The organism is Actinoplanes subglobosus (assembly GCF_042650585.1).
In the GTDB taxonomy this organism is placed as follows: domain Bacteria; phylum Actinomycetota; class Actinomycetes; order Mycobacteriales; family Micromonosporaceae; genus Actinoplanes; species Actinoplanes subglobosus.
Genome location: NZ_JBHSBL010000037.1, coordinates 39,748 through 62,246, shown reverse-complemented (window position 1 = coordinate 62,246; position 22,499 = coordinate 39,748). Strand labels below are relative to the sequence as shown.

Here is a 22,499-nt window from a genome sequence, read left to right as displayed (position 1 = left end):
CCTCCGCGACCGCGCGGACGACGGCGGTCGCGGACCGGTACCGGTCGGCGAGCGGCCGGGCGAAGGCGGCCTCGGCACCGACCGGCAGCAGCCGGCGGTGCAGGTCACGGGCGCCGAGCCGGGCGGTGACGCCGCCCGGCCCGGCCGCGAGGGCGGCGACGGGCAGGTCGGGGCGGGTGTAGACGCGGTGGCCGTCGACGACGACGGTCTCGGTGCCGTCCATGGCCCGGATCGCCGACGCGACGCGGTAGGGCAGGTCCATCTCGGCGACCAGCGCGAGTTGCCCGTCGAGCACCACCCCGGCGGCCCCACCGGCGAGAGCGGCCGCGGCGGTGTGCGGGCCGATGCCGCCGGCCACCCAGACCGGTGTGCCGGGCAGTTCCGCTGTCAGCGCCTGGAGCAGCACGAACGCGGTGAGCGAACCGATCCGGCCGCCCGCCTCGCTGCCACGGGCCACCAGGCCGGACGCTCCGGCGGCGACCGCGGCCCGCGCCTCCCCGACGGACACCACCTGGACCAGCACCGGACGTCCGGCTGCGCCGGGCGCCCAGGCCGGCAGGCCGGTGAGTGCGGGGGCGTCCACGAGGACCGCGTTCACCTCGGCGGGCAGGTCGGCCGGGGTCAGCGGGCATCCGGGCGACGGCCGGACCGCGAACCCGCCGGGCGCGCGGCGGGCGGTGTCGGCGAGGGCCTGCCGGGCGACGGCCGGATCGTGGCCGAGGTCGAGGACACCGAGGCCGCCCCCACGGGCGACGGCGGCGACGAGACCGGGGGCGGGTTCGGCGGTGGGGCTCAGGCCCATCACGAGATTGCGGGGTACGGCTGACATCGTCGGCCCTTTCCGTCACGCAGAGGTGATCCGCGGGGTCACGCGCAGGCCGGAAGGTTTCCACCGGTTTGCCCTGCTTCGTGCTTCCGAAGCTAACAGCGATCGATGGCTTTGGATACATACCGTCCCGAGAAGGAAACGCCATTACATTGAAGGATGTCAATAGAAAATCTTGAATCCTCCGAGCGTACGGGGCATGCACGCCCGGTATCCAACGCAGCATCGCGGACACAGAAGATCGACAGACGTCGATGATTACGTCCGCAAGACTCCCGCAGGCAATGTCAGCGTGAGCTCACCGCGTTGTTAACATTCAGTGAACCCGATGCCACGATCGCCCGGCTCAACGGCCGGGCCAGTTCGGCGAACCGCGCACACCCCTCGGCACCGAGCACCGCGTAGGCCGGCGCGGCCGACCGGTCTGTCGCCGCCTCGATCCACGCCCGCTGCTCCCGCCCGAGATCGGTCAGCGCCGGCTCGTCACCGTCACCGATCAGCCCGCGCCCGCGGAGCCGGCCGGCCGCACCCGCCCACTGCTCGTCACTCCAGCCGCGACTGCGCTGCAGGAACCGGCGTGGCACCTCACCGGACGCCACATGCAGGACCACCGCCTCCAGCCCGGTCAGGCCGGCCAGCGTCAGGGCCGCGACGTGCCCGTCACCCCGGAACTCGCGCAACACCGTCTGCGCCTGCCAGAGGATCAGATGCGGGGACTCCGGCCACGGCATGGCCACGTGCGCGGCGAACAGCGGACGGCCCTCCGGACGGCCGGCCACCGACTCGGCGGCACGCCGGGCCAGATCGGCGGCCTCCCGGATCTCCGGGGTGTCCACGGCACCGCCGAGCGCACGGCTCAGCGCGGCACCGGCCGCCTCCAGCCGGGCCGCCAGCACGGCCGCCGGCGTCGCGTGCGCCCAGGCCGCCGGCAGCGCGCGGGCGACCAGAGCCGGGTTGAAGTTGAAGAAGGCGGCCGCCACCGGACCGGCACCGACCGCACCCATGGCCGCCGACCGGGAGGCGAAGTAGCCGGCCCTCCGGTCGATGCCGAGAGCCTCGTAGCGCTCGTGCGCCTCGGGTGCGAAGTAGATCAGCCCGTGCAGCGCCTCCGCGGACCGCCAGGCCAGGCGCACCATGGCCGGGTCGAGCGTGGACGGTTCCTGCCAGGGGACCTCTACCGAACCCGACATAGCGCCACCTTCGTCGACGACGTTACCGACGGGTAGCCTCGCACGTCGGCGGCGTCCTGTCACGGGCACGTTCACCATGGGCGACAATCACGATCCACATCGACCTCATTGCCTGCCCTTCAAGCAGCCTCGATACTCCACTGTGTGAAGTGGCGGCACATATTGCAGGTGATCATCGGTCTGCTGGTCGTGCCCACCCTCGTGAACATCGGTACCGGCGGGTCCGGCCCGTCCTGGCTGACCCCACCGCGCCAACTGCTCTGGCCGATCGCTGTCGCCTGCGTCGCGGCGATCCTCACCCTCGAAGCCTGGGAGCGGCGGGCCGGCCGCGACCGCATCTCGGTGCGGCACCCGAACGACCCGCGCAATGTCGAGCTCGCGCTCGCACAGGTGAAACGCTACGTCGAGGCACGGCAGCGCGGATCACTGGGCGAGCGGATGCGGATCGCTCTGGCACTCGACGAGCGGCCCGATGCCGTACGCCAGCCGTCGCACCTGGTCCAGCGGATCGGCGGCGACGAGTTCCGGCTGTCCGCCGACATCATGATCGCCGATGTCTTCGGCCGCCTGGACGAGTCGATGCTGATCCTCGGCGTACCGGGCGCGGGCAAGACGACGCAGCTCCTCGACCTCGCCGCCGAGCTGGTCACGCGCGCCGGATCCGCCACCGAGCCGTCCGTGCCAGTCCTCCTGGACCTCGTCGACTGGGAGACCGCACGCCTGGACTCCCGGCCGCTGCGCCGTGGCGGGGGCAGCGGCCGGGAATCCTTCTCGGACTGGCTCGTCTCCAGCATCGCCGTGCGTTACCGCATTCCCCCGGAGATCGGCCGGCTCTGGCTCGCCGAGAACCGGTTCACGCTGCTCCTGGACGGCCTGGACGAGGTTTCAGCGGCGTCGCGCACCCGGTGTGTCGCCGAGATCAACGCGCTGGAGGGCGTCACCAGGATCGCGGTGTGCAGCCGGGAGGCCGAATACGCCGAGCTGACCGCCCGCCTCCGGTTGCAGGGCGCGGTCGTCATCCGCCCGTTGGACCGCGAGACGGTCCAGCGCTACCTGACCGAGGTCAGCCCCGCCCTCGCCGGCGTCATCGCGACACTGGACGCCGACGAGGAGTTGTGGGCGCTCCTGACCACGCCGCTCATGCTCGCGGTCATGGTCCTGGCTCGCGTCGGCGAGACCGGACCGATCGAGCCGGAGGCGGTGGAACCGACCGCCCGGCGCGGTCAGCTGTTCGACGCGTACGTGGTCGAGGTCCTCGCCCGACGCAGATCCGGCGAGATCCGTGACGCGGAGCGGGCACTGCGCAGCATCCGGATGCTGGCGGTCGCGTGCGTCGAGCTGGACACGGGGGTGCAGGTTCTGAAGAAGTTCGAACCGATTGACAAGGCTCTTCCCAGGCAGGTGCTCGATGTATTCGCCTTCCTCACACCGTTCGCGGCTCTCGGGGCCGGGCTGGCCTGGGCCGCCGCAACGGCCGTCACCATCAACGGATTCGCCGGCCTCGTAGTGGCCGTCATCGGCATTCTCTTTCTCGCCAACTCGAACTGGACCCGGATGCCGAGAAGCCCGAATCGGCCGCTCCTGGGTGGTGTACTGCTGTTCTACCTTGCCGCACCGGCGGTCCTGGCCGCGATGGTCGTCGTTCTCGCCGATCAGACGGCCGTTTCGATCCGCATCGTGGGCACCTCGTTCGTGGGCCTGATAGCGCTGGGGGCTTTCCTCGCCGGTCTCTGGGAGACCGATTCGACCCGCAGGAGCACGCTCGGCGAGCAGTGCGCGGTCATCGCGATCGGCTCGGCAGCGGTAGGTGCCGCCTACCTCTCGGGCTCCTGGCCTGTGTTGTGCCTGGCGTGGATAAGTGGAGGAATCCTAGGCGGCTTCCTCGTTTTCGGCGTCACGGACATCGACATCAAGCCCCGACACGGGCACCGAAGGAAGAGCCTTGTTCGGTGGCCTCTGATCGGCTACGTGGCGCTCGCCACACCGTTGCTGTACTTTCTTCCCGCACAGTGGACGGCACCTCCTTGGGAGGTCTATGTCGGCATCTTGATCGGAATCGGACTCGGCCTCATGGCGGGTGTCATGGCGTCGCTCCTCGGCGAGAACCTGCGCGTGATGACGGCCGTGGCCATCGCGGGTGAATTGGTGCCCTGGCGTCGACGGTTCCTCCGGTTCGCCGTCGATCGCAGCCTGCTGATGCGCACCGACGGCGAATACCGCTTCATCCATCTGCTCATCCGCGACCACCTGGCCACCTGCGACCCGGCCCGCCTTGCCAAGGCTGTCGAGCGCCGCCGCGCGGAGGTCTGACCGCCGGGTGCCGTCGAGTCGTAGCACGACCTGGTCGCGGCGCCGGGGAGAGAGCGCAGCACTCGTCCTGACGGCTGGAGGAAACTGGACGGTAGACGATGGACGGCGTCCGACACGCGCACGGACGGCTGATCGCCTACTACTTGGGGTGACAGCAACCGGACAATCCATACCGATACCGGCGGACGATCAGCATCCTCAAGCGTGACCATTTCCAGTCACGAAGGGTAAGAGGATGATCACCACCAGGTGGATTCGGGCAGCCGTCGCCGCGGTCGTCGTGCCACTGCTCGCCGTCGCGGCCCCGGCTCCGGCGTCCGCCAAACCGGACCCCGACAAGCTGAAGGCGGCCGGTAAGCGGCTCGTCGCGAAGCCGCCGATCCGCGGAGTCCGGCCACCGGGCGGCACCCCGACGGCCCCGCCGGCCACCGTCGAGCTCACCCAGTCGTGCACCCCGGCGACGATCAAGGTCAAGGCGACCACCACGTGCTCGGTGACGGCCGAGAACACCGGCGCCACGACGGCGGTGGTCGACCTGGGCTCGGTCACCATGCCGCCGCTGCTGTTCGCCGGCGCGACCGGCGCGACGGTGACCACGCCGCAGATCACCAAGGCGCCCCGGGCGACACTGGCACCGGCGAGGGCGGCCGGCCCGAGCGGCATCGCGCCGGACCCGGGCAACGTCTTCGGATACATCCCGCTGACCGCCTTCGGTGGCAACACGGTCCGGCCGATCGGCGATGAGGAGATCACCGAACTCGACGTCCCGTCGTTCGTGTTCAACGGCACGGCGTACACCAGGGTCGGCGTCTCCTCGAACGGCTACCTGGTGGCCGGCGGCGGCGCGGCGACCGACGTCGCCCCGTCCGGCGCGCTGCCCGGCCCGGCCCGCCCGAACAACGTGATCGCCCCGTTCTGGACCGACCTGGACGGCACCGGCGCGACCGGCATCCTGGCCAACGTCCTGACCGACGGCGTCGGCAGCTGGATCGTCGTCGAGTGGCAGGTCAACGTGAAGGGCACCACGTCGCCGCGGGTGTTCCAGGCGTGGATCGGCACCAACGGCGTCCAGGACGTCCAGTACGCCTACAAGTTCGACACCATCAGCGACCCGGGCAGGCCGCTGACCATCGGCGCCGAGAACGCCGACGGCACCGTGGGCGTCCGGCTGCCCGCCGGCACCGTGCCCACCGTCGACCTGCGGGTCACCAGCACCGGCGGGCGGCCGGGCGGCACCGCCTCGTGGACGGTCACCCTCAAGGGCGTGAGCAAGGGCACCGGCAAGGTGGTGAGCGCGGCCAAGCTGCTGGGCGCCACCACGCCGATCACGACCGCCACCACGGTCACCGTCGAGCGGTGAGCCGAGGAGGTCCCGGCGCCGTCCGAGCGCGCCGGGACCTCGTCTGTCAGGACAGGAAGCCGCCGTACGGCCCGGCCAGGATCGCGTTCTTCTGCGCCGGACTGAAGTGCGTGTCCGGGTAGGAGTAGAACGACGCGGACATCGGGGTGCCGTCGGTCGACGTCGAGTCGGGCAGCCCGAAGGCGTGGCCGAGTTCGTGGACCATGCCGCCGTACCAGCGGTTCATCGGCCCGTTGACGCCGGCCGCACCGTCCGCGTCGTGCCCGCTGAGCACCACCCACCCGGGGCTGGCGCCGCCACCGGACTGGTTGGTCTCCTCGGCGCTGATCAGGCCCACGCACAGCCACCGGCTGTCCGGGTTGCTGATCCCGAACCGGCGCATCAGCTCCTGGTGCATGTTGCCCACCACGCACCAGTAGTGGTCACCGCCGGTGCAGTTGGTGGTGATGTACCAGTTCCGGTCGTGCTCGCCGTTGACCACCTCGACGACCACGTTGTTGAGGGTGAAGGTCCGGCCCAGTTCCTGCCGGTAGTAGCTCTGCGCCTCCCGCATGACGGCCGCGATGCCGTCGGGATAGCGCTGGTCGTAGGCCACGTCGGTCGGCTTGAGCCAGAACACCCGCACGGTCCTGGTGGCAGCGCTCCCGGAGGGTGACGGCGCGGGACTGGACGGCGCGGGACTGGAGGGCCCGGGGCTGGAGGGTGCCGGGCTGGACGGCGTGACTCCGCCGGTGCAGGCGACGCCGTTGAGGGTGAACGCGGCCGGTACCGGGTTGCCGCCGGTCCACGACCCGTTGAAGCCGAACGACGTGCTCCCGCCGGTGGCGAGACTGCCGTTGTAGGAGACGTTGACCGCGGTCACCGCCGCGCCGCTCTGGGTCACCGTCGCGTTCCACGCCTGGGTGACGGACTGTCCGGCACCGAAGGACCAGCGCACGGTCCATCCGGTGAGCGGATCGCCGAGGTTGGTCACGGCGACGTTGGCGCCGAAACCTCCCTGCCACTGTGAGCTGACCGTGTAGGTCACCTGGCATCCGGCCGCCGCGGCACTGGCCCCCTGCGCTGCGACGACCGTCGTCGCAGCGAGGACGGCCGTGCCGGCAACCGCCAGCAGGCTACCGGCTCGTCGAGCATTTGATTGAGGCATGTCAATCAAGATGCGCGCCGAAAACGTTTTCGGCAAGGACGCATAACCCCTTACTTAAATGCTCTAAGTTTCTGCTCGCACGCCGTTGACCGCCCCGCGAGACGAGCCTTAACGTGACATCGGCCACAGTCGACAGAGGTAGGAGTTCTCATGAGGAGCCGCATCGTCGTTCTCCTGGCGGCGCTGGTCAGCGCGCTGGCCGCGACCGCACCGGCCACGGCGGCGCCCCCACCTCGCGACGGTTTCGTCGTCCGGGACGGGCACCGGCTCATGCTGAACGGCAAGACGTTCCGCTTCGGCGGGACCAACAACTACTACCTCTTCTACAAGAGCCGGGCGATGGTCGACGACGTGTTCGCCGACGCGCAGGAAGCCGACTTCACGGTGATGCGCACGTGGGCGTTCGGCCTGATCGGCAACGCGGACGGCAGCAACTCGGTGGCCCCCGCTCCCGACGGCGTCTACTTCCAGTACTGGGACGGCGAGAAGCCCGCCTTCAACGACGGCCCGAACGGCCTCGAACGCCTCGACTACGTCATCGACTCGGCGCGGCGCCACGGCCAGAGACTGGTGCTGCCGCTGACCAACAACTGGTCCGACTTCGGCGGGATCGATCAATACGTACGGTGGAAGGGCGGCACGTACCACGACGAGTTCTACACCGACCCGGTGATCAAGGGCTGGTACAAGGACTACCTCGACCACCTGCTGAACCGCACCAACACGATCACCGGCGTCAAGTACAAGGACGACCCGACGATCATGACGTGGGAGCTGGGCAACGAGCCGCGCTGCAAGGGCTCCGGCGTCTACCCGCAGGGCCCCGCGTGCACCACCACGACGGTCACCGCCTGGGCCGACGAGATGTCCCGGCACATCAAGTCGGTCGACGCGCGGCACCTGGTCAGCGTCGGTGACGAGGGCTTCTTCTGCGACGGCCCGGACGCCCCGGACTGGATCGACAACTGTGGCGAGGGCGTCGACAGCATCGCCCTGGCGAGCCTGCCGGCCATCGACGTGATGTCCTACCACCTCTATCCGGACGGCTGGGGCAACCGCACCGCCCAGTGGGGGTCGGACTACATCATCCGGCACAACGAGGCGGCCAGGCGGCTCGGCAAGGCGGTCATGCTGGGCGAGTTCGGATGGCGCAACAAGAACACCCGCAACCCCGTCTACCAGCAGTGGCAGAGCGACTTCACCCGTACCGGCGGCAATGGTTTCCTCTATTGGATCCTCTCCGGTTCGCAGGACGACGGCACGCTCTATCCGGACTACGACGGGTTCACCGTCTACTGCCCGAGCCCGGTGTGCACCAACATCAGCAACGCCAGCAATGAGATCGCTTTCGGTCAGCGGTCACTGCCGCCGGTCGCCGACCACGACACCGCCGTGACCGAGTTCGACACCGCCGTGACGCTCCAGCCGACCGCCAACGACATCGCCTACCGCACCCGGGTCCAGCCCGCCAGCCTCGACCTCGATCCGGCAACCGCCGGGCGGCAGCGGACACTGACCGTGGCCGGCGGGACCTTCACCGCGACCACCGCCGGCGCCCTCACCTTCACCCCGGCCGCCGGTGTGACCGGCCGGTCCAGCGCCTCCTACACGGTCAAGGACCAGGCCGGGCGGCTGTCCAACACGGCAACGGTGACGATCACCGTCAAACCGGACCCGGCGGCGGTGGCGATCCTCGCCGATTTCGAGACCGGCACCGAGGGCTGGGCGTCGGCGTCCTGGCAGACCAACGGGGGTACGGTCGAGCAGACCACCGCGTTCGCGACGCACGGCACACACGGCCTACGGGTGAACGCGGCCGACGGCGGCTGGTTCGGTGTGACCTTTCCCGAGCCGATCGACCTGTCCACCCGTAGCGCGCTGAAATACGACCTGCGGACCGCGCCGGCCACCGGCACCAACGCGGCGATCGCCGTGCAGACCGGCTCCGGTTTCGCCTGGTGCCAGTCGAACTTCACCTGGATCGGCCAGGACACCACCACCACGGCCACCATCGACCTGCTGTCGTCGATGTCGTGCGACAGCACCGCCCTGGCCGACGTCCGCGTCCTGTGGATCTACATCAACCCGGGAACCGTCGACATCGACCACGTCCGCGCCGAGTAGTCGCCCCGCACCACGGGCCCGCGTTGGTACTCAGGTACCAACGCGGGCCGCGAAGTGTCGACCCCGGTACCAGGTCGCCGCCGCGAACCCTCCGTAGCTTGGATCTCAGCAGGTCAGAGCTACGGGAGGCACGAAGATGATCGAGGTTCGCGAGGTCACCAAGCGGTACGGCACGAAAACCGCCGTCGACCGGCTCAGCTTCGTGGCACGGCCCGGACAGGTCACCGGCTTCCTCGGGCCGAACGGCGCCGGCAAGTCCACCACCATGCGGATGGTCGTCGGACTGGACCGGCCCACCAGCGGAGAGGTGCTGGTCAACGGGCGCCGCTACGCCGAGCACGCCGCCCCGCTGCGGGAGATCGGCGTGCTGCTGGAGGCCAAGGCCGTCCACCCCGGCCGCACCGCCGTCAGCCACCTCCTCGGTCTGGCCCGCACCCACGGCATCCCCCGCCGCCGCGTCGACGAGGTGATCGATCTGGCCGGGCTCGGTCAGGTGGCCGGCAAACGGGTCGGCGGGTTCTCCCTCGGCATGGGCCAGCGCCTCGGCATCGCGGCGGCACTCCTCGGCGACCCGTCGGTGATCATGCTGGACGAGCCGGTCAACGGGCTCGACCCGGAAGGCGTGCTCTGGGTGCGTAACCTCCTGGCCGGGCTGGCGGCCGAGGGCCGTACCGTGATGCTCTCCTCGCACCTGATGAGCGAGACCGCCCTGATCGCCGAACACCTGGTGATCGTCGGCCGGGGCCGGCTGCTGGCCGACACCACCGTCGCCGACCTGGTCGCCCAGGCCGCCGGCGGCGGCGTCCGGGTCGCCACCTCCCACCCGGGTCTGCTGCGCGACCTGCTGTCCCGTCCCGGTGTCACGGTCACCTCCACCGCCTCCGAGGAGCTGCGGGTCAACGGCCTGACCAGCCGGGAGATCGGCATGATCGCCGCCGAGCACCGCATCCCGCTGTACGAGCTCGTCCCGCACCAGGTGTCGCTGGAGGAGGCGTTCATGGACCTGACCCGCGACGCCGTCGAGTACGCCGCCACCCCCGAGACCACCCGTGTGCTGCAGGAGGCCACCCGATGAGCGTCACCACCGCCCCCACCTACCGGCTGACCGCCCGCGGCATCGTCGCCGGCGAGTGGACCAAGTTCTGGTCGCTGCGATCGAGCTGGATCACCCTCGCCGTGTCGGTTTTCCTGCTGGTCCTGGTCGGGGTGATCGCCGCGGCCTCCTCCGACCCGTCCGGTGCCGGCGGCGGACCCGGCGGGCCCGGCGCGAGCGACGCGGTCGGCCTGGCACTGAGCGGCTCCACGTTCGCCGCGCTGGCCGTCGGCGTCCTCGGTGTGCTGCTGGCCGCCGGGGAGTACAGCACCGGGATGATCCGCTCGACCCTGGCCGCCGTGCCGTCCCGGCTGCCGGTGCTGTGGTCCAAGGCGCTGATCGCCGGAGGTCTCGCCCTGGTCGTCATGTCCGCCGGTGCGCTGGTGTCCTTCATGGCCGGTTCCCCGCTGGTGCCGGACGCGCTGGCCGGTCTCGGTCTCGGCGACGACGGTGTGCTGCGGTCCCTGCTCGGCTCCGGGCTCTACCTGGGCCTGGTCGCCGTCCTCGGCGTCGGGCTCGGCGCCCTGATGCGGTCCAGCGCCGGTGGCATCGCGGTCCTCGCCGGTGCGCTGCTGATCGTGCCCGGCCTGGTCATGCTGCTGCCCGACTCGTGGGCCGACACGATCACCCCCTACCTGCCGAGCAACGCCGGCGGCGCGATCATGTCGATGCAGACCGCGGACGGCTCGCTCGGCCCGTGGGCGGGACTCGCCGTCTTCGGCGTCTACGTCGCGGCGGTGCTGGGCGCGGCGGCGTGGCGGCTGGCAAAGACCGACGCCTGATCGGTACGACGACCGACAATGACGGGATGGACGGCGTGAGTGTTCCGGCTCGGACGGCGACCCTGCCGCCCGAGCCGGACCCGTTCCTGCGGCATCCGGTGGGCCGCTGGCTCCTGGGCCGGCGCGACCACATCCGGCGGGCCGACCGGCGGCGGCCCTGGGTGCTGGACTCGCTGGTCGCTCTGGCGGTTCTGCTGTTCAGCCTGCCCCAGGTGGTGACCGGCGGGCGGGACGGCGGCATCGAGGCGACCCAGCCGCTCGGTGTCCGGCTCGCCGGGGCGGTGCTGCTGCTCTTGCCGCTGTGGTGGCGGCGGCGGGCCCCGTTCGCGGCGTTCGCGGCCGTCGCGGTGACGTTGCTGGCCCAGTGGACGGCCGGGATCTGGATCAGCACCGGCGTGGTGATGCTGGTGATGCTCTACGGGGTCGCCGCCCACTCCACGATGCGGATGCTGCTGTGGGCGGCGGCGATCACCGCGGCCGAGTTCACCGCGGGGCTGTATCTGCTGCTCCCGGTGGGTGAGAACCGGTTGGCCGTACTCCTGCTGCTGTTGGGGACCTGCTCGGCCGGAATCGCGGCCGGGCTCGCCGCCCGCACCTCTCGCGCCTATCTCGCCGCCCTCGGCGACCGGGCCGCCTGGCTGGAGATCGACCGCGACCGGCAGGCGCGGCTGGCCGTCGCCGCCGAACGGGCCCGCGTCGCGCGGGAGATGCACGACATCGTCGGCCACCATGTGTCGATCATGATCGGCCTCGCCGACGGCGGTGCGACGATGGCGGCCAGCCGCCAGGAGACCGCGGCCGAACCGTTGCGGCTGATCGGCGAGACCGGGCGGCAGGCGCTCGACGAATTGCGGCGGGTCCTCGGGGTCCTGCGGGAGGACGTGCTCCGGGAGGACGTGCTCCGGGAGGACGTGCTCCGGGAGGACGTGCTCCGGGAGGACGGCGTCCAGGCGCCGCTGAGCCCACAGCCCGGACTCGCCGAGGTGGAGCGGATGCTCGCCGGTGTGCGGGCCGCCGGGCTGACCGTCTCCTACCGGACCAGCGGTGACCTGCAACGGCTCGGGCCCGGGCTGCAACTGGCGATCTACCGGATCGTGCAGGAGGCCCTGACCAACACGCTCAAACACGCGGGCGCGGCGGCGGTCGCGAAGGTCGCCGTCACCGTCGAGGGTGACGGGGTCCGAGTCCGGATCACCGACTCCGGGCCGGCCGCCGGTCCCGGGGAGACAGGCACCGGACCGGCCGCCCGTCCCGGGGAAACCGGCACCGGGCCGGCCGGTACACACCGGGGAACCAGCACCGGACCGGCTGGTGGGCACGGGGTCGTCGGGATCCGTGAGCGGGCCGGTCTCTACGGAGGTGTGGTGACCGCCGGACCCGACGGCGACGGCTGGACCGTCGACGTCGTCATGACCGCTACGACCACGAGGAACCCGTGATGATCACCGTGCTGATCGCCGACGACCAGCCGTTGCAGCGGCTCGGCTTCCGGATGCTGCTGGACGGGACGCCGGAGACCGAGGTGCTCGGTGAGGCCGACAACGGCGCCGACGCCGTACGCCTGGTCGCGCAGTTGCGGCCCGACGTGGTCCTGATGGACATCCGGATGCCGGGCATGGACGGTATCGAGGCCACCCGGCGGATCACCGCGGCCGGGGAACGCACCCGTGTGCTGATCCTGACGACGTTCGGGCTGGACGAATACGTCTATGCGGGGTTGCGGGCCGGTGCGTCGGGTTTCCTGCTCAAGGACACCCGGCCGGAGGAGTTGATCGCCGGGATCCGGGCGGTCGCCACCGGGGACGCGGTCGTCGCCCCGAGCCTGACCCGGCAGTTGATGGACGCCTACACCGACCGGGCGCCCGCCGATCAGGCCGCGGCACCGCACGAGGACCCGCGGCTGGCGGCACTCAGCGAACGGGAACGTGAAGTGCTGATCGCCATCGCCCAGGGCTGGTCGAACACCGAGATCGCCGACCATCTGACGCTCACCGAGTCGACGGTGAAGAAGCACGTCGGCCGGATGCTCGCGAAGATCGACGCCCGCGACCGGGTCCAGGCGGTGATCTTCGCCTACGACACCGGCCTGGCCCAGCCGCGCCCCAACTGACGGCGATCGGCTGTCAGGCGGACATCACGCAGCGGTTGCGGCCGCCGTGTTTGGCGTCGTAGAGCAGCTTGTCGGCGGCGGCGAGCACGACCGCCTGGGTGTCGCCGGGGCCCGCGACCGTGGCGCCCACACTGACCGTTACCGGCAGGTTCCCGGTGAGCGGCTGCCACCGATACTCCTGGACCGACCTGCGGAAACGCTCCAGGATCGGCAACGCCTCGGACGCGCCGCACCCGGCCAGCACGAGCAGGAACTCCTCGCCGCCGAGCCGGGCCGCGAACCCGGCGCCGCAGTCGCGGGCGAGCAACTCGGCGACGACGACGAGGACCCGGTCGCCGATCTCGTGCGAACAGAGGTCGTTGACCCGTTTGAAGTGGTCGAGGTCGACGAGCGCGACGACCACCGGGCCACCGTCGGCGAGCAGGGCCGGCAGGTTCTCGTCGACGTGACGCCGGTTGGGCAGGCCGGTCAGCGGGTCGCGACGGGCCTGTTCCCGGAAACGCTCGGCCTCGCGGCGGGCCTCGGCGGTCTCGAACACGGCGTGCCGGGCCCGCGCCTGCGCGTCGCGCTGCTGGGAATGGAGCTCGCGTTCGGCCTCGTGGAACCGCTTGTAGACGGTGAACGCACGGCCGGTGTCACCGGTGGCGGCGTGCAGCTCGGCCTGTTCCTGGAGGACCCGGACGCCGACGCCGGCGAGTTCGCGCACGTCGCACAGTGCCGCGCACCGGTCCAGGCTGTCCTGGGCCGCGGTGGTGTCGCCGAGATGCCGCTGGGCGATCGCGAGGGTGAGCAGGAACTCGGCGAGACCGTCGGCGTCGTCCAGGCCGCTGCTCTCGTAGGCCTCGACGTTGCCGAGGGCGATCCGGGCGGCCTCGGCATACCGACCCAGACCGATCTGGATCATCGCCATGGTGTCGAGCGCGTCCGGTGACAGCTCTCCGCCGTCGGCCTCGGTCACCGCGCGCAGGCGCTGGATCGCCGTCCAGGCCTGCTCGTTGTTGCCGGACAGGTGCTCGGCGTACGCCAGGTTGTTCAGCACGACCAGGCGCATCTCGTCGTCGTGGCCGGTGATCGAGACCTGTTCGGCGTGGCCGTACCGGGTGCGGGCGGCCTCGATCGAACCGCCGGAGGCGAGCACGTCGGCGAGCCGCAGCAGGATCGTGCCCCGGGCCCGGGGTGTGGCGTCGTCGTCGAGGGCCTCGACGGCCCGCACGGCGTGTTCGAGACCGGCGGCGATGTCACCGAGATTGTCGTGGACTATGGACAGCTGCTGGTGGCTGCGGGCCAGGAGTGGCCGGTGCTGGTGGTGCTGCGCCCACGCGTTGACCTCGGAGCAGATCGCCGCCGCGGTCGCGAGCTCGCCGGTGCGGCGCAGCATGTTGGCTTCGAGCAGGCGGGCCCACAGGTGCAGGGCCTGCTCACCGGCGGCGCGGGCCTCGGCGGCGATCTCGGCGGCGCGGCCCAGCACATAGGCGCCGTCGATGCCGAACCGGAACTCCAGGGACTGGATCTCGGCGGTGATCTCGGTCGCCGAGCGTGGCGGAAGGTGTGCGGGGAGAGCCGGCTGTGTGGCCGGCGGGATCGAGCCGGTGCTCAAAGATCCGCTCACCTGCCCATTATCGGCGGCGCGATCAGGAAACCAAGGGTTCTGTTCGCACCATCCGCATCCCGTACCTGGGTAACTGCTTGGAAACATTGACCGAACTAGTTGGACACAGTTACCGTCACCGCCGAGAGAGCGCTCTCAGCAATCCCCCGTCGGAGGGTTCCCCCATGCGATTGGCACGTTCGGCGGCCGCGCTCGTGGTCGCGGTCGGTTCGGGCATCCTGGCCGTCTCCCTGTCCGGCAGCGCCGACGCCGCGACGGTCGGCGCCGGCAGCTACACCGAGACCCTGCCGGCGGGGGCGAAGCTGCCCACCGGCTGCGGATCGGTGTCGACGAATCCACGGGAGAACGTCACCGCGAACGCACCGGCGGGCGCCGTGCCGACCAACGACTGGTGGTCGTCGCTGCTGTTCAAGAAGGGCGACGACTGCGCGTTCTCCCAGCCGCTCTACGCGCACCCGCTCGCCTACCGGCCGGTGGCCGGCGGTCTCGGGTTCTCCTACGAACAGACGCCGGCGATCAGCGGCAGCGCCACCGGCCTCGGTGAGTACCATTTCCCGTACGCGCAGAAATTGATCGTCGGGGTCGCGGGTCTGAACGCGCCGAAGGCGCTGGTCGACGGCTGGACCGACTGGACCGTGACGCCCTCGTGGAGCGACGGCACCCGCACCCTGAAGGCGACGATCGGCCACGGGCTGCCGCTCACCTACTTCCAGGCCACCGGCGGTGACGCGCTGATCAGCGTGACCGGCCCGCCGACCGCCTGGTCCAACAGCGGCAACCGGCTCGGCTTCTCGATCGCCGGCCAGGACTACGTGGCCTGGGGCCCGGCCGGTTCGACCTGGACCGCCAGCGGCAACACGTTCCGTTCGACGCTGGCCGGCAAGGGCTACTTCACCGTCGGCGTGCTGCCGACCACGACGGCCGACACCACGGCCGAGAAGATCGCGATCGCCGACTCGTGGACCGCCTACGCGCACCACCACGTGACCGGGACGCGCGTCTCCTACAGCTACGACCAGGCCAGCGGCACGGTCGACACCACCTACGGTTTCACCACCACCGCGCGTGAGGGCAACGGATCGGGCACGGTCATCGCGCTCTACCCGCACCAGTGGCGTCACCTCACCGGATCGACACCATTGACGCAGACGTACGTCTCCCCGCGCGGCCGCATGAAGATCGTGACCGGCACGCAGTTCCGGACCACGATGAAGTACACCGGCGTGCTCCCGGAGATCCCGGCCGTCGCCGACAACAGCGGCGCCGACCTCACCACGATCACCGGCTATCTCAACGCCGAACTCGCCAACCCGGCCGACTTCCGGGGCGACGACACCTACTGGACCGGCAAGGGCCTCGGCCGGGCCGCCCGGATCGCGGAGATCGCCGACCAGCTGAACCTCACCGGCGTCCGGGACGCGGCCCTGGGCATCATCAAGTCCCGGATCACCGACTGGTTCACCGCGCCGGCCGGCAAGACCGCGCGGGTCTTCTACTACGACCGCAACTGGGGCACGCTCATCGGCTACCCGGCGTCCTACGCCTCCGACGAGGACCTCAACGACCACCACTTCCACTACGGATACTTCGTGGCGGCCGCGGCGACACTCGCCAAGTTCGATCCGAACTGGGCGACCACCGGTCAGTACGGTGGCATGGTCGACCTGCTGATCCGCGACGCCAACAACTACGACCGTGGTGACACGCGGTTCCCGTACCTCCGCGATTTTGACATCTATGCCGGTCATGACTGGGCGTCCGGGCACGGCGCCTTCGGCGCGGGCAACAACCAGGAGTCGTCGTCGGAGGGCCAGAACTTCTCCAACGCGCTCATCCAATGGGGTCAGACGACCGGCAACAGTACCGTCCGGGACGCCGGGATCTGGCTGCACACCACCCAGGCCGCGGCGATCAACGAGTACTGGTTCGACGTCACCGGCGAGAACTTCCCTACCCAGTGGGGGCACAACTACGCGGCCATCGTGTGGGGATCCGGCGGCGCCTACGCCACCTGGTTCAGCGGTGAGCACGCCCTCGTCGTGGGCATCAACATGCTCCCGATGACCGGCGGGCAGCTCTACCTCGGCGACTACCCCGAGTCGGTCCGCGACACCTACGCCGAACTCGTCCGCAACAACGGCGGCGAACCACAGCAATGGCGCGACATGCACTGGCAGTTCCTGGCCCTCGGCGACGGTGACTCGGCATTGTCGAAGTTCCGGGCCAGCGGTGGCGACTACACGTCCGAGGAGGGCGAGAGCAAAGCGCACACCTTCCACTGGATCCGCAACATCGCGGCGCTCGGCACGATCGACAGGACCGTCACGGCGAACCATCCGCTGGCCAAGGTGTTCACCAGGAACGGCGTCAAGACATACGTCGCCTCGAACATCACCGGCAGCGCCCTCACCGTGACGTTCTCCGACGGGCGGACGATGAGTGTCGCCGCCGGCAAGACCGCTACGGTGGGTGGTCTGACGTGGAGCGGCGGCAACGCCAGTGGTGGCGGGGTCGTGAGCCCGTCACCGTCACCGTCCTGCACCACCGGGACGCTGCTGTCCCAGGGGAAGCCCGCCAGCGCGTCCTCCACCGAGAGCGCCGACTTCCCGGCGTCCAACGCGGTCGACGGCAACACCGCCACCCGCTGGTCGAGCGCCTTCGCCGACCCGCAGTGGCTGCAGGTGGAGCTCGGATCGGTGCAGGCGCTGAGCCGGGCCGAACTCGTCTGGGAGGCGGCCTTCGGCAGCGCCTACACCATCCAGACGTCCACCGACGGCAGCTCCTGGTCAACGGCCGCGACGGTCACCGGTGGTGACGGCGGCACCGACGCGGTCACCCTTTCCGGGAGCGGGCGTCACATCAGGGTCAACGGCACATCCCGCGGTACGCCGTACGGCTACTCACTGTTCGAGTTCAAGGTCTACGGCTCGTGCTGACCGGCAACCGAACGCGTTCCGACCAGCACGATCACGCCGGTGGGAGTCAGCGGGTCTTCCACTCGTCGTCGAGCAGGCCCAGGATCACCTCGTCGGTGAACTCGCCGTAACCCCAGGCCGAGCGGCGCAACGTGCCCTCGACGGTGAAACCGGCCCGCTGGCCCGCGTGGATCATCGAGACGTTCGAGGCGGCCGTCTCGATCTGGAGGCGGTGCAGGCCCCGGACCGCGAAACCGTAGGCGCACAGTGCCCGGACGATATCGGTGCCCAGGCCGAGACCACGCTTGGCCGGCAGCACCGACAGCCCCAGGTGGGCCCGCCGGTTGTAGGTGTCGATGCCCCAGAGCAGCGCCTCGCCGGCCAGGTCGCCGGTGCTGAGCTCGACCACCGAGAAGTAGGCGATGTCGTCGTCGTGCTCGCCCACCGCGTACGGCGACTTGGCCGAGTCGGCCCGGATCGGCCGCCACGGGGCGGAGTCGGCCAGCGCCTGGGTGCGCACGTCGTCATAGAGCTCGGCGTGCAGAACGGCCACATCGTCGTCGTGTCGGGCTCTCAGCCCTACCTTCTCGCCGCGGATCATCGCCTATTGGTAGCCGAAGATCGCGGGAGCGGGCAACCCGGTCAGGTCATCTGGGTCATCAGGCGCTCGCCCAGGGTGGTCCGGGAGTAGAGCACGGCGTGGCCGTGCCGGGAGCGGTCGAGCAGGCCGGCCCGGCTCAGGACGCCGAGGTGCTGGCTGACCGCGCCGGGGCTGAGGCTGAGGCGGCGGGCGAGTTCGGCGGTGTTGAGCGGCTGGTTGAGTATCTGCAGGATCTGCGACCGGGAGCGGCCGAGCAGGTCGGCGAGCGCCTGTTCGGACGGTGCGGTCCGGGTGCCCCAGACGGTGCCGCGCCCGCGGGCCGGGTACCAGAGGCGTGGCGGCTGCGACGTGTCGATCAGGGTGACCGCCCGGTTGCAGAACAGCGACGGTGTGAACGTGAGACCGCGTCCACTGACGTCGACCTCGGCCTGCAGCCCGGGTTCGTCGACCCGGAGCATCCCGTTGCCCCAGCTCATGATCCGGTCGATGTCGTTGAACAGGCCTTGCGCGCCCTTGTCGGCGAGCCGTTTGGCCCGGTAGAGGATGTCCGCATCGAGGGCTGCCCGCAGCTTCGGCCAATGTGGTTCGAGGATCAGGGTCCAGTAGTCGTGCAGCGTCGCGGTGATCTCCTCCAGCAGCGCGGGCACGTCGCCGCGCAGCCGGGGGTGCAGGCCGCGGGCTCCGGCGGCGTTGCGCAGGTCCCGCCGGACGACCTCGTGGGCGGTGGCGCGGACGGTGTCGAGTTCGTCGGCGATGTCGGGGCGCGGGACGGCGGGGTGCGGGGTGAGGAAGTCGGGCAGGAAACCGGCCGGACCGATCAGTGCCTGGAGCAGCGGCCAGTCGATGCGGGTCAGGTGCGGGGCGGACATCCGCACCAGTGGGAGGTGGATCGCGTACCGGCCGGGGTTCTGCCAGATCCAGAGGCTCATCACCGCTTCCTGAAGCGGTGAACACGCGAAACGGACCGACGCCAGGTCGTCAGCGTCGAATCGAAGCACCAACATTCCGCCGAGACTAAATGTTCGCCTCAAATCCACGACGGACTATTTGATGACGCCATGTTTACAGAGAACGCGGGCCGCCTGCCGCTCTCTTTCGCCCAGCAGGCATTGTGGCTGCTGGACCGCCTGCATCCGGGGTCACCGGAGTACCACGTGCCGGTCGCCGTCCGTCTGCGCGGTGAGCTGGACGTCGAGGCGCTGCGCCGGGCCCTGACCCGGGTCGCGGACCGGCACGAGGTGCTGCGAACCGTGTACCCGACCGCCGATGGAACGCCCTACCAGCAGGTTCTGCCCGCCGAGGAGGTGTCGCTGGCCGTTCTGGACGCGGCCGGGAGCGTGGACGAGTGGGCCGCGCGGCCGTTCGACCTGGCCCGGGACCGGCCGCTGCGCGCGGCCCTGGTCCAGACCTCCGACGACGATTATCTGCTGGTCGTCGTCCTGCACCACATCGCCTGTGACGGCGAGTCCATGCACCTGTTCTTCGACGAGCTGGGCCGGTTCTACGCGGGCGACGACGAGCCCGAGCCGCTGACCGCCCGGTTCGCCGACCACGCGATCGAGCAGCGGTCGGCCGGTGTCGCCGAGGACGGGGTCGGCTGGTGGCGTGAGCACCTGGCCGGTGCGCCGACGAGCCTGGCCCTGCCCACCGACCACCGGCGGCCCGCGGTCCGCACCGGGCGGGGTGCCACCCACACCGACCGGCTGCCGAAGGACCTGGTGGCGGAGGTGTCGGTGCTGGCCAGGCGCTTGCGGACGTCACCGTTCGTGGTGCTGACGGCCGCGTACGCCGCTCTGCTCGGCCGGCTCACCGGCACCCGTGAGGTGCTGGTCGGCACCCCGGTCGAGGGCCGCGACGACCCCCGGTTCGAGCCGCTGATCGGCTTCTTCGTCAACACCGTGCCGCTGCGGGTGGACCTGTCCGGCGACCCCGGTTTCGACGAGCTGATCCGGCGTGTCCGATGGTCGACACTGGACGCCGTCGAGCATGCCGCCGTCCCGTTCGACGCGCTGGTGCGTGCGCTGCGGCTGGAGCGGGACCCGGCGTCCGTACCGCTGGTGCAGGCTCTGCTCACCTTCGAGTCGCGGCCCTTCGCCGAGCTGCGGCTGCCGGGTGTGGAGGCCGAGGTGCGGCCGATGTTCACCGGCACCGCCAAGTTCGACCTGGACGTCATGATCGTGCGCGCGCCCGGTGGCGGCGGCGACTTCGACCTGTCCGTCACCTACAACACCGACCTGTTCGAGGCCGCCACCGCCGCCGCGTTCGCCGAGCGCCTGCTCGGTGTGGTCGCCGCCGGCGTCGCGGATCCGACGGTGCCACTGCACCGCCTGCCCGTGCTCACCGCGGCCGAGGCGGCCCCGGTCCCCGCGGACGCCCCGGGTGACCGGCCGCCGGTCACCGACTGGATCCGCCGGCACGCGGTGACCCGGCGCACCGATCCGGCCGTCGACTCCCCGGCCGGAACCCTGTCCTACGCCGAGCTCGATCAGCGGGCCGACGCGCTCGCCGGCCGTCTGATCGGGGCCGGAGCGGAGGCCGGCGACGTGATCGGCATCCTGCTCCCCCGCGGCCCGTCCCTGGTCACAGCCATGGCGGGGGTGCTGCGGTCGGGGGCGGCCTATCTGCCGCTGGATCTCGTGCACCCGCGTGACCATCTGCGCCGCGTCCTGACCGCCGCCGGTGTCCGGTGGGTGATCACCGACGACGGCAACGCCGCACGACTCGACGGTCTCGGCGTCGAGCCGGTCCGGGCCGAGTCGGAAGACGGACACCCGGCACGGTACGCCCACCCGCACCCGGACGACCTGGCCTACGTCATCTTCACCTCCGGTTCGACCGGTGAGCCCAAAGGTGTCGGCGTCCCGCACCGCGCGCTGGCCAACCACGCCCTCGCCATCCGGGACGCCTTCGCCCTGCAGCCGGGCGACCGGGTATTGCAGCTGGCGAACGCCGCCTTCGACGTCGCCGCCGAGGAGATCTTCCCGACCTGGGCGGCCGGTGCGTGCGTGGTGCTGTGCGAGCACCCGCCGGCGCCGGAGCGGCTGACCGGCCTGCTGGACGAGCGCGGGATCACCGTCGCCAACCTGCCGTCGAGTTACTGGCAGCGCTGGACCGCGGCGATCGCCCAGGGTGAGGCCCCGCTGCCGGGCACGCTGCGGCTGCTGGTGATCGGCAGCGAGCCGGTCGACCCGTCGGCGCTGCGGGCCTGGCAGACGGTCAGCGACGTGCCGGTGATCAACGCCTACGGCCTGACCGAGACCACGATCACCTCCCTCACCCATCCCCTGCCGGTTCCGGCGGGCGGGACCGTCCCGGTCGGCACACCCATCGCGGGGGTACGGGCATACGTGCTCGACGACCACCTGAACCGGGTGCCGGCCGGAGTCACGGGCGAGCTCTACATCGGCGGGGCGGGTCTGGCGCGCGGCTACCTGGGCCGCCCGGACCTGACGGCGGCCCGGTTCCTGCCCGACCCGTTCGCCGCCACCCCGGGCAGCCGGATGCACCGCACCGGTGACCTGGCCCGCCGTCGTGGTGACGGCACGGTGGAGTTGCTCGGCCGGGCCGACGCCCAGCTGAAGATCCGCGGCCACCGCATCGAGCCCGGTGACGTCGAGTCCGGTATCTGCACCCACGCTGACGTCATCCAGGCAGCCGTGGCGGCGCGCCCGGGACCGGACGGGACGGCCCGGCTCGCGGCGTACGTGGTCACCCGCAGCGGCACCGTCCCGGACGACCTGCGACGCCACCTGTCGGCCCTGATACCGGCTTATCTGATACCCGACTCGTTCACCTGTCTGCCCTTGCTTCCGGCGCTGCCCAGCGGCAAGGTCGATCGCACGGCCCTGCCGCAACCGCAGCCACCCGTGACGCGCCGCATCGGACGAACCGAGGCGGGCACCGCGACGGAACGGCTGCTGGCGGCGGTCTGGCGTGACGTCCTGGACCTCGGCGAAGTCGGTCCGGACGACAACTTCTTCGACCTCGGCGGTACGTCGTACACGCTCGCCACCGTGCATGCGCGGCTCGGTGAGCACTTCGACGGGCTGCCGCTGATCGCCCTGTACGAGCACCCCACGATCGCCGCCCTGGCCGAGCACCTGACCTGCTCGGACGACGGCGAACGCACCGTGGGCGGCGGTGACGCCGAGAGCCGGCACGCCGGCCGGTCCCGGTTGCATCAGCGCCGCCTGCAACGCCGATGACCCATCATCACGAAAGGTTCCCGATGTCCACCGATCCCGCTCCCCAGCGGTTCGTCGTCGTGCACAACGACGAGGAGCAGTACTCGACCTGGCCGGCCGGTCTTCCGGTGCCGAACGGCTGGCACACCGACGGTTTCACCGGCTCGCAGGAGGAATGCCTGCAGCACGTGAGCCGGGTGTGGACCGACCTGCGGCCCAAGACGCTGCGCGACCTGGCCGGGCGGTGA

The 22,499-nt window shown here is 70.8% G+C and carries 15 protein-coding genes; 10 read left to right on the top strand and 5 right to left on the bottom strand.

The genetic code is table 11. The features are described from left to right. Positions 1-1,113: 1,113 nt before the first annotated feature. Entirely contained in the window at positions 1,114-2,016 is a 903-nt protein-coding gene (locus ACFO0C_RS46785) for an SCO6745 family protein (RefSeq protein ID WP_378073358.1), read from the bottom strand. Between the two features lie 144 nt (positions 2,017-2,160). Here ACFO0C_RS46785 and ACFO0C_RS46780 point away from each other — a divergent pair, with 144 nt between their 5' ends. Together ACFO0C_RS46780 and ACFO0C_RS46775 are read left to right on the top strand one after the other, a co-directional pair. Further along, on the top strand, positions 2,161-4,326 hold the full coding sequence (locus tag ACFO0C_RS46780) for an NACHT domain-containing protein (RefSeq protein WP_378073357.1): 2,166 nt from the start codon (positions 2,161-2,163) through the stop codon (positions 4,324-4,326). 235 nt (positions 4,327-4,561) lie between these two features. Further along, positions 4,562-5,686, top strand: a complete 1,125-nt coding sequence (locus ACFO0C_RS46775) for a hypothetical protein (protein ID WP_378073356.1) — start codon at positions 4,562-4,564, stop codon at positions 5,684-5,686. Between the two features lie 46 nt (positions 5,687-5,732). Here ACFO0C_RS46775 and ACFO0C_RS46770 read toward each other — a convergent pair whose 3' ends face one another. Next, a complete protein-coding gene (locus ACFO0C_RS46770) occupies positions 5,733-6,833 on the bottom strand; it encodes a cellulose-binding domain-containing protein (protein WP_378073355.1) in 1,101 nt (366 codons plus the stop codon). A 150-nt stretch (positions 6,834-6,983) separates the two neighbouring features. Between ACFO0C_RS46770 and ACFO0C_RS46765 the strand changes: the two genes are divergently transcribed. The 5 genes from ACFO0C_RS46765 to ACFO0C_RS46745 all read left to right on the top strand — a co-directional run bounded on the left by ACFO0C_RS46765 (position 6,984) and on the right by ACFO0C_RS46745 (position 12,942). Continuing rightward, positions 6,984-8,957: a cellulase family glycosylhydrolase gene (locus ACFO0C_RS46765; protein WP_378073354.1), complete on the top strand. Its 1,974-nt coding sequence runs from the start codon at positions 6,984-6,986 to the stop codon at positions 8,955-8,957. A gap of 136 nt (positions 8,958-9,093) precedes the next feature. Beyond that, entirely contained in the window at positions 9,094-10,032 is a 939-nt protein-coding gene (locus tag ACFO0C_RS46760) for an ATP-binding cassette domain-containing protein (protein ID WP_378073353.1), read from the top strand. Continuing rightward, a complete protein-coding gene (locus ACFO0C_RS46755; protein WP_378073352.1) occupies positions 10,029-10,832 on the top strand; it encodes an ABC transporter permease in 804 nt (267 codons plus the stop codon). Before ACFO0C_RS46760 ends, ACFO0C_RS46755 begins: the two co-directional genes overlap by 4 nt. 26 nt (positions 10,833-10,858) lie before the next feature. Next, positions 10,859-12,271, top strand: a complete 1,413-nt coding sequence (locus ACFO0C_RS46750) for a sensor histidine kinase (RefSeq protein ID WP_378073351.1) — start codon at positions 10,859-10,861, stop codon at positions 12,269-12,271. Further along, positions 12,271-12,942 carry a response regulator gene (locus ACFO0C_RS46745; RefSeq protein WP_378073350.1) on the top strand — a complete coding sequence of 224 codons (672 nt, stop codon included), beginning with the start codon at positions 12,271-12,273 and terminating at the stop codon, positions 12,940-12,942. Before ACFO0C_RS46750 ends, ACFO0C_RS46745 begins: the two co-directional genes overlap by 1 nt. Positions 12,943-12,955: 13 nt before the next feature. On the opposite strand, the gene ACFO0C_RS46740 is transcribed toward ACFO0C_RS46745, so the two are convergent. Continuing rightward, entirely contained in the window at positions 12,956-14,551 is a 1,596-nt protein-coding gene (locus tag ACFO0C_RS46740) for a tetratricopeptide repeat-containing diguanylate cyclase (RefSeq protein WP_378073349.1), read from the bottom strand. A gap of 164 nt (positions 14,552-14,715) precedes the next feature. On the opposite strand from ACFO0C_RS46740, the gene ACFO0C_RS46735 reads away from it, so the two are divergent. Further along, complete coding sequence (locus ACFO0C_RS46735) at positions 14,716-17,487, top strand: glycosyl hydrolase (protein WP_378073348.1); 2,772 nt, start codon at positions 14,716-14,718, stop codon at positions 17,485-17,487. 46 nt (positions 17,488-17,533) lie between these two features. Here the strand turns inward: ACFO0C_RS46735 and ACFO0C_RS46730 are convergent, their stop codons facing one another. Together ACFO0C_RS46730 and ACFO0C_RS46725 are read right to left on the bottom strand one after the other, a co-directional pair. Beyond that, positions 17,534-18,067: a GNAT family N-acetyltransferase gene (locus ACFO0C_RS46730; RefSeq protein WP_378073347.1), complete on the bottom strand. Its 534-nt coding sequence runs from the start codon at positions 18,065-18,067 to the stop codon at positions 17,534-17,536. A gap of 41 nt (positions 18,068-18,108) precedes the next feature. Further along, positions 18,109-18,996 carry an ArsR/SmtB family transcription factor gene (locus ACFO0C_RS46725; RefSeq protein WP_378073346.1) on the bottom strand — a complete coding sequence of 296 codons (888 nt, stop codon included), beginning with the start codon at positions 18,994-18,996 and terminating at the stop codon, positions 18,109-18,111. A gap of 129 nt (positions 18,997-19,125) precedes the next feature. On the opposite strand from ACFO0C_RS46725, the gene ACFO0C_RS46720 reads away from it, so the two are divergent. Both ACFO0C_RS46720 and ACFO0C_RS46715 read left to right on the top strand, forming a co-directional pair. Beyond that, positions 19,126-22,272: a non-ribosomal peptide synthetase gene (locus tag ACFO0C_RS46720; protein ID WP_378073345.1), complete on the top strand. Its 3,147-nt coding sequence runs from the start codon at positions 19,126-19,128 to the stop codon at positions 22,270-22,272. Between the two features lie 23 nt (positions 22,273-22,295). Next, on the top strand, positions 22,296-22,499 hold the full coding sequence (locus ACFO0C_RS46715; protein ID WP_378073344.1) for an MbtH family protein: 204 nt from the start codon (positions 22,296-22,298) through the stop codon (positions 22,497-22,499).

Bases quoted from the DNA above. Each gene is read 5' to 3' on its own strand.
- ACFO0C_RS46735 (WP_378073348.1), top strand. From the start codon at position 14,716: ATGCGATTGGCACGTTCGGCGGCCGCGCTCGTGGTCGCGGTCGGTTCG.
- ACFO0C_RS46715 (WP_378073344.1), top strand. From the start codon at position 22,296: ATGTCCACCGATCCCGCTCCCCAGCGGTTCGTCGTCGTGCACAACGAC.
- ACFO0C_RS46770 (WP_378073355.1), bottom strand. From the start codon at position 6,833: ATGCCTCAATCAAATGCTCGACGAGCCGGTAGCCTGCTGGCGGTTGCC.
- ACFO0C_RS46755 (WP_378073352.1), top strand. From the start codon at position 10,029: ATGAGCGTCACCACCGCCCCCACCTACCGGCTGACCGCCCGCGGCATC.
- ACFO0C_RS46745 (WP_378073350.1), top strand. From the start codon at position 12,271: ATGATCACCGTGCTGATCGCCGACGACCAGCCGTTGCAGCGGCTCGGC.
- ACFO0C_RS46775 (WP_378073356.1), top strand. From the start codon at position 4,562: ATGATCACCACCAGGTGGATTCGGGCAGCCGTCGCCGCGGTCGTCGTG.
- ACFO0C_RS46730 (WP_378073347.1), bottom strand. From the start codon at position 18,067: ATGATCCGCGGCGAGAAGGTAGGGCTGAGAGCCCGACACGACGACGAT.
- ACFO0C_RS46785 (WP_378073358.1), bottom strand. From the start codon at position 2,016: ATGTCGGGTTCGGTAGAGGTCCCCTGGCAGGAACCGTCCACGCTCGAC.
- ACFO0C_RS46760 (WP_378073353.1), top strand. From the start codon at position 9,094: ATGATCGAGGTTCGCGAGGTCACCAAGCGGTACGGCACGAAAACCGCC.
- ACFO0C_RS46750 (WP_378073351.1), top strand. From the start codon at position 10,859: ATGGACGGCGTGAGTGTTCCGGCTCGGACGGCGACCCTGCCGCCCGAG.
- ACFO0C_RS46720 (WP_378073345.1), top strand. From the start codon at position 19,126: ATGTTTACAGAGAACGCGGGCCGCCTGCCGCTCTCTTTCGCCCAGCAG.
- ACFO0C_RS46725 (WP_378073346.1), bottom strand. From the start codon at position 18,996: ATGAGCCTCTGGATCTGGCAGAACCCCGGCCGGTACGCGATCCACCTC.
- ACFO0C_RS46765 (WP_378073354.1), top strand. From the start codon at position 6,984: ATGAGGAGCCGCATCGTCGTTCTCCTGGCGGCGCTGGTCAGCGCGCTG.